The following is a 15,263-nucleotide window of genomic DNA, read 5'->3' on the forward strand; positions in this document are numbered from 1 at the left end:
GGTGGCGGCTGATCAGCAGTCGGTCTGCGCGCCGGCGTTGGGGTTGCTGCCAGTGGCCGGCGGGCGCTGCGTGTAGCCCGGCGCCGGGGTGGTGTCGAACCGGTCGACGGTCGCCTTGATCTGATCGAACTCGGCCTTCAGGGTCTTGAAGGCCTTCTCGGCGTCGTCGGCGCGGCGCTTCTGGCCGGCGAAGGCCTCGGCCTGGTCGGTCAGGTGTTCACCGATCTGCTCGAGCGCGTCGACGACCTCCCCGAAGCGGGCGTCGTCGCTCTTGCCCTTCGTCGTGAACGTCTTGACCAGGCTGCGCAGCCGCTCGCCGAACTTCTTCGTGTCCTCGCTGGTGGACTCGTCCTCGAAAACCAGCTCGGTCTCCACGGCCTCAGTGAACAGCGCGTCCGGGTGCGTCTTGCGGGCCGCGAAGGGGCTTGCCTTGGGGTTCTGCTGCGCGAAGCTCAGCATGTCGGTACCGAGGCTCGCCGGGTTGTCCGTGACCGCGACGCCCACCAGGTAGGCCTCGCCCGTGTCGGCGAACTTCGGATTGATCTCGATGCTGGTGAACAGCTTCTGACCAGCCTTGGTCAACGTGACCAGCTCGGGCAGGGGCGCGATCTCGGCGTACAGGCGCAGCTTGCCGTCTTCCTCCCTCGTCTCCGCCGACAGGATGTCGCCATAGGCGCGGAACGTGCTGTCGGGGTACACGCTGCGCAGGTGTTCCATGTTCACGCGCGCGGCGTAGGTCTTGGGGTTGTAGTTCTTCGCCGCCTGCACGAGCCACTCGCGCTGGATGGTGCGGCCGTCGGTCGTGGCGCCTTCGGTGGCGACGCGGAACTTGCGGGACTTGATGGTCATGATGAGCGTGACGGACAGGGCAGGTTGCTGGTGTCGTCATCGTCTTCGCTGGGGGCGGGGCTTTCAACGCGATACGGGTCTGTCGGCGACCGGTAACGCCGCCCAGAGGCCCCTATCCATCGCGTATGCGCGCGCGCGCCCATACCCTCGCTGCCCATGACTTCGCAAGCCGACGAAGCCCACCCGACCGTGCGCGAGAAGCCGGCCGAGGGCACCAACGCAGACAAGCGCCGCACCGCGCGGCACCTCTACTGGCAGGGGTGGCGCGTGTCGTCGATCGCCGAGTGGATCGAGGAGCCGCGCTCCACCGTGCAGGGCTGGAAGGACGCCGAGGCCTGGGACAAGGCGCAGCCCATCGAACGTGTCGAGGGGGCGCTGGAGACGCGCCTGGTGCAGCTGATCGCGAAAGACCAGAAAACCGGAGGCGACTTCAAGGAGATCGATCTGCTGGGCCGTCAGGTCGAGCGCCTGGCGCGCGTGCGCAAGTACGAGAAGACGGGCAAGGAGTCAGACCTCAACCCCAACATCGAGCGCCGCAACGAAGGGCCGAGAAGAAGCCCGAGCGCAACCACTTCCACGAGGAGGCCATCGAGAAGGTGCAGTCCGCCTTCAAGGACTCGCTCTTCGGCTACCAGAGGGTCTGGCTGCGGAACGGCCATCAGCGCACGCGCATGATCCTGAAGTCGCGCCAGATCGGCGCCACTTGGTACTTCGCGCGTGAGGCCTTGATGGACGCGATCGAGACCGGGCGCAACCAGGTCTTCCTGTCTGCGAGCAAGGCTCAGGCGCACATCTTCAAGCAGTACATCCTCCAGTTCGCCGCGGAGTCCTGCGGCGTCGAGCTGGCCGGCGATCCGATCGTGCTGTCCAACGGCGCGCACATCTACTTCCTCGGCACCAACGCGCGCACGGCCCAGGGCTACCACGGGAACTTCTACTTCGACGAGTTCTTCTGGACCCACCGCTTCGAGGAGCTGAATAAGGTCGCCTCGGGCATGGCGATGCACAAGCAGTGGCGCAAGACCTACTTCAGCACGCCCAGCTCGATTCAGCACGAGGCCTACCAGTACTGGAGCGGCGACAAGTTCAACAAGCGTCGCCCCAAGAACGACCGCTTGCCGTTCGACCTCAGCCACGATCGCCTGGCCGGCGGCGGCTTCACGGGCGAGGACAAGGTCTGGCGCAACATAGTCAACATCATCGATGCCGCCAACAGCGGCTGCGACCTGTTCGACATCGACGAGCTGCGCCTCGAGTACACGCCTGAGGAGTTCGAGAACCTGCTGATGTGCGGGTTCATCGACGACACCTACTCGGTGTTCCCGCTGCCGGAGCTGCAGCGCTGCATGGTCGATAGCTGGGAGGCATGGGACGACGTCAAGCCGTTCTCGCTTCGGCCCTTCGGTCACCGGCCCGTCTGGGTCGGCTACGACCCGTCCCACACCGGCGACACCGCCGGGTGCGTCGTCGTGGCGCCACCGGCCACCCCTCGCGGGAAGTTCCGCGTCCTCGAGCGTCACCAGTTCAAGGGCATGGACTTCGAGGCCCAGGCTGAGTCGATCCGCAAGATCACCGAGCGCTTCAACGTGCAGCACATCGGGATCGACACCACGGGCCTAGGGCAGGGGGTCTATCAGATCGTGCAGAAGTTCTTCCCAGCGGTGAAGGCGATCAACTACTCGCTGGAGACGAAGACGCGCTTGGTGCTCAAGGCCAAGAGCGTGATTGCGAAGGGCCGTATGGAATTCGACGCGGGCTGGGTCGACCTGGCGCACGCGTTTCTTGCCATCCGCCGCACCCTCACGGCAAGCGGTCGCAGCGTCACCTACGACGCGGGCCGCAGCGAAGAGACAGGGCATGCAGACTTGGCCTGGGCCTGCATGCACGCATTGGACAACGAGCCCCTGGAGGGCTTCACGCTGCAGAGCCGCAGCATCATGGAGATCTCGTGATGGAAACGATTGGAGCGAATGCGCCTCAGGGGCGACGCGAGCCTCGCGTCGAGGCGTTCACCTTTGGCGAGCCGGTGCCGGTGATGGATCACCGGGACCTACTCGACTACCTGGAGTGCGGCCTGGTGGGGAAGTGGTACGAGCCGCCGGTAAGCTGGGAGGGGCTTGCCAAGAGCTTCCGGGCAAGCACCCACCACAGCAGCAGCATCTACTTCAAGCGCAACGTCCTGGTGTCGACGTTCAAGCCGCACAAGCTGCTGAGCGCGGAGACCTTCGGTGCGCTGGTGCTGGACTTCTTGATCTTCGGCAATGCCTACCTGGAGCGTCCTCGATCGCTCACGGGGCGGGGGCTCGAGCTGCGGCATGCGCTCGCGAAGTACGTGCGCCGCGGTGAGGACCTGGAGACCTACCACTTCGTGCGGCGGTGGGGCGACGAGCACGAGTTTCAGAAGGGCTCCGTGTTCCACATGCGCGAGGCCGACATCAACCAGGAGGTGTATGGCCTACCCGAGTACCTCAGCTCGCTGCAGGCAGCTTGGCTGAACGAATCGGCGACGCTGTTCCGGCGCCGGTACTACAACAACGGCAGCCACGCCGGCTTCATCATGTATATCAGTGATCCCGCGCAGCAGCAGGAGGACATCGACGCGATCCGCCAAGCGCTGAAGGACAGCAAGGGGCCGGGGAATTTTCGCAATCTCTTCTTGTACTCACCGAACGGCAAGAAGGATGGCGTGCAACTCATTCCCGTCAGCGAGGTCGCGGCAAAGGATGAGTTCTTCAACATCAAGAACGTGAGCCGTGACGACGTTCTTGCGGCTGATCGGATCCCGCCTCAACTGCTCGGCATCGTGCCCAGCAACACGGGCGGCTTTGGTGCCGTACTCCCGGCGGCACAGGTGTTTGCGCGGAATGAGATCGAGCCACTACAGGCGCGATTCCGAGCGCTCAACGATTGGGTTGGAGAAGAAATATTAGATTTCGTCCGCTATGAGATGGAGCCACTCGGCGATTAGTGGCGGGGAAGCTGAAAGCTGAATTATGCTTTCTCGGAAAGGTATTTCTAATTGAATCGATTGCTAGTCGTTGATAATGTCTTGCAAGAGTTTTGATACTCTTTTTATGTATTCTGAAGTTTGATTTCCGTTCGAACCCGATCCACGGTAGGCGGAAACGGCTGCGACATTGCTGATTAAGGCGGCTGTGTTGTTTGCTATGGCAGACCCAGCTGCGTATCTCACGCCCCTGACTTGCGTGGAAAGAAACCTCGACGGGGATGAAAAGTATGGGATTCTCGTTGGCGTTAAACAGGACTGGCTCATAAACGTCGAATATGCCATGACGGTGTATGAGCAATTGACCTCTGTCAAGGGCGGGTTTCCACTCACAAAGATCTGTTGATCGTTGGCGTCGGGCCATCCGTGCGCAGATCCCGATTTGACGTATGCGTCAGTAATGTTGTGATCGCCGCCGATTAGGTGGCCGACCTCGTGTGCAAAGGAAAACTTGCTTTCGGGGCAATTGATAATGTCGACCGCCACTACCGCATAGGCAGTGGCCTGATTTGGTGGGGCATATGCAATGCCACAGGCAGTGACATTGGTTCCGGCCATGAGGACAACGATATCTGCACCTACAAAGTTTCGCCTTTCAATGACATCCCTACGGCTGGAGTAGTCTTTAAGTGCTACATCCAGTTTCGCGTTGGAATCTTCGTAAAAGGTTAGTAATGGAAATATTTCCACTAGTCGTAATTCTGCGGCGATTCCGCTATTGGATAATATTCTATTTGTGTTTGAAATATGGTTGTTGATTCCTGTGGTCAAACCTTGCTCGCCACCATAAAGAATGCGCGCAGTTGGGGACGTTACTACCATGATGTCTATAGTAGCAATGCTTGCTGTCGCAGCTAGCTGAATGGGTTTGCTGAGACTGGCGTCAACATCGGCGGGCCCTTGCGGTGTCTTGCCCTTGCTTCGTTGATATTCCTCCTCCATTTTTTGAAGAACGGGAGGGGGAGTCGGTGGTGTTGGGGGATCATCGCGTTTCTCAGATGCCCTGGGCATTTCGGAAACGATTGATACGCCTCTATCGGCCGTAGGTTCGATTCGATAGTCGACACCTTTGACTCTCACGTTGCCAGTCAACTTTCCGTCGGAAAGAATAAAGCTGGCGAAAATATCATTGTTGTTGGTCTGTCCCGTCCAAGCTACATGTGTTGGTAATCGCCTGAGTACGCCGTTTGGTACGGAAATTGACGTCCCATTTGGTAAGTCTATATTGACCTGCGTTTCCTCTAAGCGGCTCGCGTTTACCGCAACTGCAATTGATCTGCCTCCAGGTGCATTCATCTTCCTGCTTGCCAACGAATTCTCTAGAGATTTACTCCATTCCTTGGCGCTGGGGGACACTTGTTTTAGCAAAGGCGCGTTTGACTGCGTCCAGCCAGGCTGAGCTATTGCGAAAAGCGCAAGAATCAGGAAGTTTGTAATTAACTTGGCGAGAATCAGTGCTTGCTTATTCATGGCGTGCGCGTTTACAAGATTTGGCGTAGATGATGCTTCATTCTAACCAGCGTGAACTTCAATAATTCGGCACCAGCTCCCGCCATCTTTGGTGACATTGACGTTCACGGTTCGGCCCAGAGTGATGGCCATCATTAATACAGATACATATGATTTTAGCGCCGGATCGTTGCCGCTAACATAGGCAAACCCGCCCGCGCATGCCGCGCTTGCTGGGACGCCAAAAACGCGAAAGTGATAATTGTCAATTCCTGCCACATATGGACCTGTGGGATTGAAGACGCCGACCCAACCGTCGGCAACAGCCGCATGCTGAAAGCCGGCGAAAATAAATGCAGAGATAAGAATTTTTCGAAGCAATTTGTTCCCCTGAAAACATAGCTATTGGGTCGCTGTCAGCAAGTCGAGCGACGGCCTGCTAACACTCGGACGTTGCCAGCGCGGCTTAGAATTCTCACTCGGGTTAACCCTCTGCCGTAGCACGTCCCGTCAAGCGAACCGGAGTCGTTGGTCGATGCCTCGGGCTTTAGCCTTACGGCTCCCATCCCACGCCACCGTTTCCGGCGGAATTCGGGCCAAAGCGGCAACGGGAATGAAACCGCTCGGCGACCTCTCGGCAACCGACTGGCAACCAAGGGGAGAGGCGGTGTGTCGGGAGATGTGCCGCGATCCATCCAGAGCAGTGCTGACGGAGTCTCGAGTCGTCCTCTGGCGCCGAGTCCCATGTCCTGAGGCTCTCGAGGGCGTAGGGTGTCACAGTCGGCGCAGGTCTGGAGATACCACGGCCAGTCATCCCACGAGGCTCGGCCACCCGATGCAGTCACACAAGGAAAGGCCCTCGGCGCGCGGGCAAGAAGCTCAGGGCAGTTGCAACCGATGTAACCCGCCGGCGCGCGCTCGGGACCCCGCCCCGCCCGCGCGCTAAATGGGGCGCTTTCGACGGCACTGCCGGATGGGCGCCGCGCCAGGCGCAGTGCGGCCCGGCGCGGTCCAGATGCCCGTAGTCGCGGTGACGGGTTCTGCCGGAGTTTTGCGGTCGACGCCGGCCCGAGCCGTGGGCGGCAGAGATCCACGCGACGGCGCCCACCACGCGTCTCTCGGTGGCCTTCAGGGAAGCAGCTCGGGAACTCCCTAACCTTCCTAACCACCCCTGAAAAAGCGAGGTAAGTCGTTGTCCTGTATGCAATTTTCGGATTAGGGTGTGAACCTAATCAGACCTAACCACAAACCTAATAGTTCCGTAAGTGATTGATTTAAAAGGATAAATTTCCACACGAAAGTTAAGGTCCAACTTCCTAATCTGATTAGGTTGAGGTTAGAAAAAGGTTAGGGTTGATGTGTTTTACTAAGCTGTTGATTTGCATAGTGATTTCGGCACGTCGCCACTGCTGGTTAGGAAGATTAGGGAGTTCCCTACACCGTTACGATTTTGGAGAAGCGGCTTCCACGAGCCGCCGGCGGCCCCTACAGTCGTCTCATGGACGCTGAGAATTTTTGGGCTGATGTCGAGGTCGAGAAGACCGAGCAGGGGACCTTTGTCGCGGTCCTTGTGATGGGGATCGCCGAGGATCCCGACCAGGTCACGCGTGTGCCGCTCGCCGGCGAGCACGCGCTGCCCGACCTGGCCAGGAGCGCGGCGCTCGACGCGATCGCGGCTATGTCCCTCGAGGGTAATGCGGACTGCAACGACGCTGCAGCGCCGCCGGCGGATGCGTGACCTATGTGCAATCTGTACCGCATGTCGCCGAAGACCGATCTGGAGGTCTTCATCCGCCGCCACCTGGCGACGGTCTGGCTTCCTGACGACCTGGCGAAGCCCTTCGTTGGGCCGTTCGATCCTGGACTCTTCCTTCGCGCCGACGTCGACGGCGAGCTCGTTGGCGAAGTGGGCCAGTGGGGCCTGATCCGACCAGGCGCGCCTGCGCGCAAGGACATGATCCAGCCGAAGGCGATCCCGGGGAAGAAGCCGGGCGCGGCCAGGCCGAGGAGCACGAACAACGCGCGATTGGAGACCGTGGCGACGAGCCCTACCTTCCGAGCGGCGTGGGGAGAAGGGCGCCGCTGTCTGATCCCCGCGAGCTGGTACCAGGAGCCGAACTGGGAGACAGGGCGCAACGTGTGGTGGCAGCTCAAGCGAGCTGACGGCCAGCCATGGATGTTGGCTGGCATCTGGAACCACTGGACCGACCCGGGGACCGGCGAGATCGTGCCGTCGTACACCATGCTGACCTGCAACTGCGATGGGCACCCGCTGCTTGGTCGACTGCACAAGCCCGATTCGAAGCTCCCGATAGATCAGCAGGACAAGCGCGCTGTGGTCCACCTCGAGCCGGCGGACTGGTCGACCTGGTTGTCCGGATCCGTCGACCAGGCGCGAGATCTGATCCGTCCCGCGACCGCCGAGTTCTTCGACCAGGCCGACGCGATCGCAACAGACGATCTGCTCGCCGCGGTGAAGTAGATCTCGTCGCTGGCGTGCTCGAGATCACGCCGACGTCCAGCTCGTCGAGGCTGTGTTCACTGCACTGTGCATCCGCTGGATATACTGTATGTAAATACAGTATTTGCCATGTTGGTCCACGCGCTCCGCCTCCGGTTTCAAGGCGTCAAGTTGACGCCGGCGGAGCTGCGAGCTCAGACACCGCTGATGGGGCATCTGAACTTCAACCAGAGCTTCTATCAGGGCCGGGACGAGCGGGGCCTATGGGTGTGTACGCTGATGCCCGAGTTGGGCGAATGTGGATGGTCCGTGGAACTCTTCGATGCGCGCGTACTGCGAATCGAGACCCGAGGAATCCTAGTTGGTGGGGTCGAGGACACCTGGCTGCGCAAGAAGCGCACGAGCTACACGCAGGTGCTCTGGGCCTGGCCGGTGAGCGGCGAGAAAACGCGGGTCCGACCGCCTAGTGCGACCACGGAATCGATGAAGTTCATCGAGCAGCTCGCCGAACTGGTCTAAGGCGGCAGCCCGCTCTGCAGACATTGGTGACGGCCGCAGAAGGTGTCCATACGGCAGCGATGCACTCAGAGCAGCCAGACGAACACCGTTGGTAGCTGGTCGGAAAGCTGTGTCTCAAGTTTCGAGCTAACCAACAGACTCGCTTGAGGAGTGGCGTCGCGGTGGCTGCGTGCCTCGATAAGCTTTGCCCGCAAGTGATTTGGAACGCGTCTGCTCCCGGCGTGTCGTGACCCGCGAACATGCTCTATTCTCCGCGTGACCGCCCTCTGTACCTCGCGACGTGAGGGTGTGCGCGAATAAGGCCTTTGCACCACAAGGACAGCGGATGAATGACTCGACGTCGAAGCCGAAGCCCAGGCTCACCATAGGTGTCAAGAAGACAACTGGGGCCAAAAAGGCAGCACCCGCGCCCGCGGGCGCTATTAAGCCAGTCCTGTTGAAACCTTCGTATGTGGCGACCGATGCCGACTCGACTGGCGAGAAGCTGAAGACCAGTGAAGGCGACGGAGGCGTTGCGAGACCGTCCGCAAAAGTCACTTGGCAGGACCTGGAAGCAATCGTGCGGGCCGGTGCAGAGGCAAAGTTCGGCGCCCGAGCGAGAGCGGAGACCATTGCTGGCGTCAAGTGTGACTGCGTAATCGATCTACAAAACGGAAGCGTCGTCCTTATTGAAATTAGCAAGGAAAACAAGTTAGAGAAGCTGAGAACTGACCTCGCGAAGTTCAACAGCCTCCGGCCGCATTTCTTCGGGAAAGGAATATTTCCGAGATGCTATTTCATAACGCTTGATGAACCGACCGAGTCATTGATTGAGTCGGGCAAGGCGAATTTCGTTGATGTGCAGTCGATTCTGCAGTTCCTGAACTATCTCTTTGGAACGCTGACGTATAGCACCGTTCGCCAGACGAAGCCATTTGGGTCGGCTGTTGATATCTATTCTGGACAGCCGGATCAAACGAAGTACATCAAAGTTAATTATTTCGACGAGGCGGGAACTCCGTTTAGTACAGAAAGAATTGCGCAGGAACTCCTCAACAATAGGACAGTTGTATTAATTGGAGACTATGGCGCGGGCAAGAGCCGTTGCGTTAAAGAACTTTTCGAGTTGCTCCAATTGCAGCAGAAAGTGCATTACCGCCACACCGTCGCGATAAATCTCAGAGATAACTGGGGGTTGAAGCGGGCGTCTGAGATTATTACACGCCATTTCACTGATATTGGGTTGGAGAACCAGGTTCCCGATGCGCTCAAGATTTCGTATTCTCCGTCTGCGATCTATCTGCTTGACGGGTTTGATGAGATTGGCGCCCAAACCTGGAGTGATGATCCGACGAAGCTCGTCGCAATTAGAAGACAGTCGCTGGTTGGTGTGAAAGACCTCATTGACAAGGCGCGTGGCGGTGTCTTGGTGACCGGTAGAGAGCACTACTTCAACAATGATGCTGAGTTGCTTACTTGTTTGGGATTGGACAAGAAGAATCCGCTCTTCCTGCGATGCAACCAAGAACTTTCTGCAGCTCAGTTTGCAGAAATGATAGGACGAGAGTCCCCCGAATTTCCCGCTTGGATGCCAAAGAAGCCCCTTATAGCGAGCATTATCAGGGATATTGATGCACAAGTATTTGATCCAATAATCAAGACGGCCTCAGGGCAAATTGATTTCTGGAATCTTCTCATTGATACGTTCTGTGAGCGAGAGGCTAATATTAATGCCATCCTAGATCAGGCCATTATCAGGGAGCTGTACACGAAAATCGGAAGGCTTTCTAGAACCACTCAGACGGCGCTCGGGCCTATCTCAATCAAGCAGATCAACGATGCTTTTGAAGAGACGACTGGTAGGCCTCCCACAGATGAGTCAGCGATAATCTTGCAGCGCCTCCCTGGGTTGGGAAGAATCGGTGCGGAGAGCCTCGATAGGCAGTTCGTCGACAGCTTCATACTCGATGGATTAAAGGCTGAAGATTCAATCAGCTTGCTTGGGCATGTTGATGGAGACTGGCTGGATTCTGATTGGAAGAATCCTGTAGAGGACTTTGGAGCGTTCTACATCGCTACTCGACTGACGGCAAACAGGCAAATCGGAATGGCTTCGTCATTTGTGCAGCGAAATGTAGATAGGAAAAACAAGATAATTGTTTCTGACTTTCTTGCAGCGTTGTTCCGATTGAATGAGGGTGACATTGACCTTGGTGGATTGGTGTTCGAGGGCGGCAAGTTCTGTCACGTTGAACTCGGCGACTCGAAAGTTCGGAATGTGAGCATTCGGGATTCATCATTTGATTCATTAGACTTGACTGATGCGGAGCCAGTCGGCATCAAGATTTCCGAGTCTGTTATTACAAGAATGTCAGGAGTTGCCTCGTCGGAGCATTTGCCCGCTTGGATTGTTGATTGTCTGATAGAAGACTTTCAGAATCTCAAAACATTGGTTGCTATTCGCGAAGCCGGTCTGTCAGTGGCGCAGACTTTCCTATTATCGAGTCTGAGGAAACTATTTCTCCAACCTGGATCGGGACGGCGTGAGTCAAGCATGTACAAAGGTTATGGTGACTCGACCACCAAGCGAGTCTGCGAGAAGGTCATTGCACTGCTGGTAAAGGAGGGCTTCTGCAGCAAAGTGAAGGGAGCTTTCGAGGCACTGTATATCCCCGATAGAAGTTTCGGTGGGCGCGTCCGGGCAATCATGAGCCAGATGACAACGTCCAAAGATGACTTGTGGACGCAGGCTTCAAGAATCGAATAGGGCTAGGGCCGACGAGTCGGGCGAGCGGCAGCGATCCGCAACGGCACGTTGTTGACCCTTGCATACCAGCGGCCAAGGACGGCAACCAGTCTGCAGCGGAAGTTGGGGCCATGGATGGGGCAGCGGATTGCGAATTTGGCCGTGGCCTACGGGTGCCCTGCGGCGTTCAAGGTGCTGATCGATTAATTGACCAGATTCGGACCGCTTGATCGCTGTGAGCGAATCGCACCGATTTCGCACCGACGAGTTCAGGAGCCTGCCAAAGCAGCGTTGCACGCGGGTTCAATTCCCGCCGGCTCCACCATCTTCCTGAAAGGGCCCGGACGTTTCGTCCGGGCCCTTTTCATTTTGGGCGGCGAGGGCGGCAGCAGTGGCACGCCATCACGCCATCACGCCGCCGCGCGGGCTCAGCACGAGGCTGCCGTGCAGCGAGGGCAACGCGGCGCCGCGTTGCGCCTAACGCGCCACCGTCTTGCCCGACCGCGCCTTCACCCGCGGCGCCGGCAGGCCCAGCTGCGGCAGCTTCCGGCGCGAGTTCAGCACTGCGTCGATGTCCTCGTTCGCGCCGTCGATCAGCAGGACGATCGCGCGCTCGGCTTTCTGCGGCGAACGCGCGATCACCGCGTCGAGCACCGCGCGGTGCAGCGGCAGCGACGACGCCGGCCCGTCCGGGCGCAGGTTCGAGATCTCGAAGCTGGTGCGCAGCAATGCGTCCAGCGCCTTGCTCATCTGCGCGACCATGCGGTTGTGGCAGGCGCGCAGCAGGCCATGGTGAAAGCGCAGGTCGTGGGTGACGTAGTCGCCGCCTTCCTCCACCGACCGCACCATGCCGGCGTAGGCCGACTCGATCTCGGCAATGTCTTCCTCCGTGGCGCGCTCTGCGGCCAGGCGTACCGCGACCGGCTCGACGAGGCGGCGCAGCTCCTGCAGATCACGCAGGAAATCGCGCGACAGTCCGGCGCGGGACTGCCACCTCACGACGTCGGGGTCGAACCAGTTCCACAGGTCCTCGTTGAGCACCCGCGTGCCGACCTTCGGGCCGGTCACCAGCAGGCCCTTGGCAATCAGCGACTTGACCGCCTCGCGGATCACCGTACGGCTCACGCCGAGCTCTTCGCACAGCAGCGGTTCGGGTGGCAGCGAGCTCCCGACGGGATAGCGGCCCGTGACGATCGCCTCGCCGAGCAGATCGACGGTGCCGCCGTGTACGTTCTTGATCATCGCGAATGTGTGTTCAGAGCGTGGTGATCACGCTGCCGTCGCGACCGGCAAGCCTTTGGTCTGCTCTTCACGACCCCCTTGTCCGCAGTGTAGACCACGGTACCGCGCAGGCCGGGCGCGGTGCGGATGTGACGGCGAGCTCAGCCCAGGCGATGGCCGCTGGCCGAGTCGAACACATGCGCCTTGTCCACGTCGATGGCGAGGTGGAGCGTGTCGTCGGGCCGTGCGGCGGTGCGGCCGTGGATCACGGCGATGACTTGCGCGTCGCCGACCTGCAGCAGCAGCTCGGTCTCGGCGCCAGTGGCCTCGACGACGATGACCTTCGCCGCAATGCCCGAGCCCTCGGACGCCAGATGGATGTCGCCCGGGCGGATGCCGTAGTGCACGGCCTGCCCGTCGCTGCCGCCGATCTGCGGCGGCACCGGCCACCGCGTGCCGGCCGCCAGGACCTCGGTGGCGCCGCCGCTGCCGCGCAGCGTGCCGGGGAGAACGTTCATCGCCGGCGAGCCGATGAATTGCGCGACGAACAGGTTGTCGGGCCGGTCGTACAGATCGAGCGGCGTGCCGATCTGCTCGATGATGCCGTCGTGCATCACGACGATGCGGTCTGCCATCGTCATCGCCTCGATCTGGTCGTGCGTGACGTAGACGGTGGTGGTCCTGAGCCGCTGGTGCAGTGCCTTGATCTCGGCGCGCATCGCGACGCGCAGCTTGGCGTCGAGGTTGGACAGCGGCTCGTCGAACAGGAAGACCTTCGGGTCGCGCACGATCGCGCGCCCCATCGCGACGCGCTGACGCTGGCCGCCGGAGAGCTCGCGCGGGTGGCGGTCGAGCAGGGTGTCGAGGTTGAGGATCTTCGCGGCCCGGGCGACCCGCTCGTGGATGAGCGCCGCATCGGCCTTGCGCAGTTTCAGGCTAAACGCCATGTTCTCCCCGACCGTCATGTGCGGGTACAGCGCGTAGCTCTGGAACACCATCGCGATGTCGCGGTCCTTCGACTCGAGATCGTTGACGACCTTGCCGTCGATCGTGATCTCGCCGCCGGTGATGTCCTCCAGGCCCGCGAGCATGCGCAGCAGCGTCGACTTGCCGCAGCCCGACGGACCGACCAGCACGACGAACTCGCCCTCGGCGATGTCGACGCTGACGTCGTGCAGCACCTTGACCTTGTTGCCGTAGGTCTTCTCGATCTTGTGAAACCCCACCGTGGCCATGTCTCGTCCCCTCGTCGCTCTGTGGTTGTCGGCGGCGCTTCAGCTCTTCACGGCGCCGGCCGTCAGGCCGCTCACCATGTAGCGCTTGAAGGCGTAGTAGATCGCCGCCGGCGGCAGCGCATAGATCAGGCCGGTGGCCATCAGCAGCTCCCACGGCGAATCGTCGGCGGAGAGAAAGTTGCCGAGCGTGACCGCCAGCGTCACGCTCCTGTCGTTGGACAGCAGCAGGAAGGCGTACAGATATTCGTTCCACGCCAGCAGCAGCGCGTACGTGCCGACCGCGACCAGCGAGGGCACCATCAGCGGCAGGTAGACCAGGCGGAACAGCTGCAGCGGCGAGGCGCCGTCCATGCGCGCGGCTTCGTCGAGCTCCGGGGGCAGCTTGTCCGACGCCTGCTTGAGCACCCAGATGCAGTAGGGCGAGGCGATCGTCACCATCGCGAGGATCAGCGACCACTGGCTGTTTAGCAGCCCGTAGTTGCCCATGGTCTTGTACATCGGCACCGCGAGGAACGCGGCCGGGATGAAGTAGGTGAAGAGGGCGAGGTTCATCACCGTCCGCCCGCCGCGCACCTTGAGCCGGCTGATCGCGAACGCGGCCGAGGTGGCGACGAACAGCGTGATCGCCGCGACCGCCACCGCGATCAGCACCGAGTTGCCCAGCTGCAGCCAGAAGTGGTCGAGGTAGAAGTGCTTCTGTCCGAACACGTTCTCGAAGTTCTTGAGCGTCGGGTGATCGGGCCACAGCTTGCCGGTCGTGCCCTCGTCCTTGGGCGAGATCGCGAACAGCACGAGGTGGTAGACCGGGATGATCGTCCACAGCAGCACCGGGATGCCGATCAGCAGCAGCTTCGCTTCGGTGGTCACCGTCGTCCAGTTCAGCTTCCCGCCGCTCATTTGGACAACCTCTTCATCATGATGCAGACGAGCGGCAGCACGAGCGGCAGCGCCACGACGATCGACGCCATCGACAGATCGATCTGGTCGAGCCGCAGGTAGCGGATGCCCAGGGTCGCCAGGACATGCGTCATGTCGGCCGGGCCGCCGCCGGTCAGCAGGTAGACGCTGTTGAAGTCGCCCAGCGTCCAGATCATCGACAGGATCAGCGAGGTCACGTAGAGCGTGCGCATCGACGGCCAGGTGATGAAGCGGAACTTCTGCCAGCGGGTCGCGCCGTCGACCGACGCGGCCTCGTACTGCTCGGAAGGGATGGCCAGACGCCCGGCGATCAGGATCAGGGTCCAGAACGGCAGCGACTTCCAGATATGCATGAGCATCGAGAAACCGAGCGCCAGCGGCGGGTGGTTCAGCCAGTTCGGGCCGTCCCGCCCGGTGAGCTGGAAGATCAGCGTGTTGATCACGCCCCACTCGGGGTTGAGCATGAAGCGCACCGACAGGATCGTCGGGATCGACGGCAGCGCCCAGGGCAGGATGAAGACCAGCGACAGGATCCGGATCCACCAGCGCTCGGTCACGAAGAAGCCCGAGAGCATCATCGCCACCACCATCTTGATGTTGATCGCGACGATCAGGAACACCAGCGTGTTGAGCAGGCTGCGCAGGAAGATCGGATCGTCGAAGAGCTTTTCGTAGCTGGACGGATGGCGCGCCAGCCACATCCCGTAGCCCAGCGGATAGAGCACGAAGACCACGAAGACCAGGAGGTAGGGCAGCACGAGCATGCGCCCCCAGAACTGCCAGCGGTCTGGCGTTCGTCCCGGGCGCGTGCCCGCGCCGGCCGGATCGGCACTCATCGGGGCGCTCACATCGGCACTCATCTCGGCACTCATCTCGGCG

Annotated in this window: 11 protein-coding genes and 1 pseudogene; 6 read left to right on the forward strand and 6 right to left on the reverse strand. The window is 60.4% G+C overall.

What is annotated here, in order from left to right:
* Positions 1–12: 12 nt before the first annotated feature.
* Complete coding sequence (locus ACFJIX_RS18940; protein ID WP_377153699.1) at positions 13–849, reverse strand: GPO family capsid scaffolding protein; 837 nt, start codon at positions 847–849, stop codon at positions 13–15.
* Positions 850–1,005: 156 nt separating this feature from the next.
* On the opposite strand from ACFJIX_RS18940, the pseudogene ACFJIX_RS18945 reads away from it, so the two are divergent.
* Positions 1,006–2,801: pseudogene (locus tag ACFJIX_RS18945) on the forward strand (terminase ATPase subunit family protein).
* Positions 2,801–3,817 carry a phage portal protein gene (locus ACFJIX_RS18950; RefSeq protein WP_377153702.1) on the forward strand — a complete coding sequence of 339 codons (1,017 nt, stop codon included), beginning with the start codon at positions 2,801–2,803 and terminating at the stop codon, positions 3,815–3,817. Before ACFJIX_RS18945 ends, ACFJIX_RS18950 begins: the two are co-directional and overlap by 1 nt.
* 63 nt (positions 3,818–3,880) lie before the next feature.
* Here the strand turns inward: ACFJIX_RS18950 and ACFJIX_RS18955 are convergent, their stop codons facing one another.
* Positions 3,881–5,326 carry a zinc-dependent metalloprotease family protein gene (locus ACFJIX_RS18955; protein ID WP_377153705.1) on the reverse strand — a complete coding sequence of 482 codons (1,446 nt, stop codon included), beginning with the start codon at positions 5,324–5,326 and terminating at the stop codon, positions 3,881–3,883.
* A gap of 1,477 nt (positions 5,327–6,803) precedes the next feature.
* Here ACFJIX_RS18955 and ACFJIX_RS18960 point away from each other — a divergent pair.
* The 4 genes from ACFJIX_RS18960 (at position 6,804) to ACFJIX_RS18975 (ending at position 11,031) form a co-directional block, all read left to right on the forward strand.
* The gene (locus ACFJIX_RS18960; protein WP_377153708.1) at positions 6,804–7,043 is read left to right on the forward strand and encodes a hypothetical protein; all 240 of its coding nucleotides are present in this window, start codon (positions 6,804–6,806) and stop codon (positions 7,041–7,043) included.
* Positions 7,044–7,064: 21 nt separating this feature from the next.
* Positions 7,065–7,787, forward strand: a complete 723-nt coding sequence (locus ACFJIX_RS18965) for an SOS response-associated peptidase (protein WP_377153711.1) — start codon at positions 7,065–7,067, stop codon at positions 7,785–7,787.
* A 108-nt stretch (positions 7,788–7,895) separates the two neighbouring features.
* A complete protein-coding gene (locus tag ACFJIX_RS18970; RefSeq protein WP_377153714.1) occupies positions 7,896–8,285 on the forward strand; it encodes a hypothetical protein in 390 nt (129 codons plus the stop codon).
* Between the two features lie 325 nt (positions 8,286–8,610).
* The gene (locus ACFJIX_RS18975; protein WP_377153717.1) at positions 8,611–11,031 is read left to right on the forward strand and encodes a hypothetical protein; all 2,421 of its coding nucleotides are present in this window, start codon (positions 8,611–8,613) and stop codon (positions 11,029–11,031) included.
* Between the two features lie 456 nt (positions 11,032–11,487).
* Here the strand turns inward: ACFJIX_RS18975 and ACFJIX_RS18980 are convergent, their stop codons facing one another.
* The 4 genes from ACFJIX_RS18980 to ACFJIX_RS18995 form a co-directional block, all read right to left on the reverse strand.
* On the reverse strand, positions 11,488–12,252 hold the full coding sequence (locus ACFJIX_RS18980; RefSeq protein ID WP_377153720.1) for a FadR/GntR family transcriptional regulator: 765 nt from the start codon (positions 12,250–12,252) through the stop codon (positions 11,488–11,490).
* Between the two features lie 140 nt (positions 12,253–12,392).
* Entirely contained in the window at positions 12,393–13,466 is a 1,074-nt protein-coding gene (locus tag ACFJIX_RS18985) for an ABC transporter ATP-binding protein (protein WP_377153723.1), read from the reverse strand.
* A gap of 39 nt (positions 13,467–13,505) precedes the next feature.
* Positions 13,506–14,363: a carbohydrate ABC transporter permease gene (locus ACFJIX_RS18990; protein ID WP_377153726.1), complete on the reverse strand. Its 858-nt coding sequence runs from the start codon at positions 14,361–14,363 to the stop codon at positions 13,506–13,508.
* Positions 14,360–15,220, reverse strand: a complete 861-nt coding sequence (locus ACFJIX_RS18995; RefSeq protein ID WP_377161855.1) for a carbohydrate ABC transporter permease — start codon at positions 15,218–15,220, stop codon at positions 14,360–14,362. The genes ACFJIX_RS18990 and ACFJIX_RS18995 overlap by 4 nt, the downstream gene beginning before the upstream one ends.
* Positions 15,221–15,263: the final 43 nt, after the last annotated feature.

Origin of the sequence: Roseateles sp. UC29_93 (assembly GCF_042695725.1) — a bacterium.
Taxonomy (GTDB): Bacteria; Pseudomonadota; Gammaproteobacteria; order Burkholderiales; family Burkholderiaceae_C; genus Roseateles; species Roseateles noduli_A.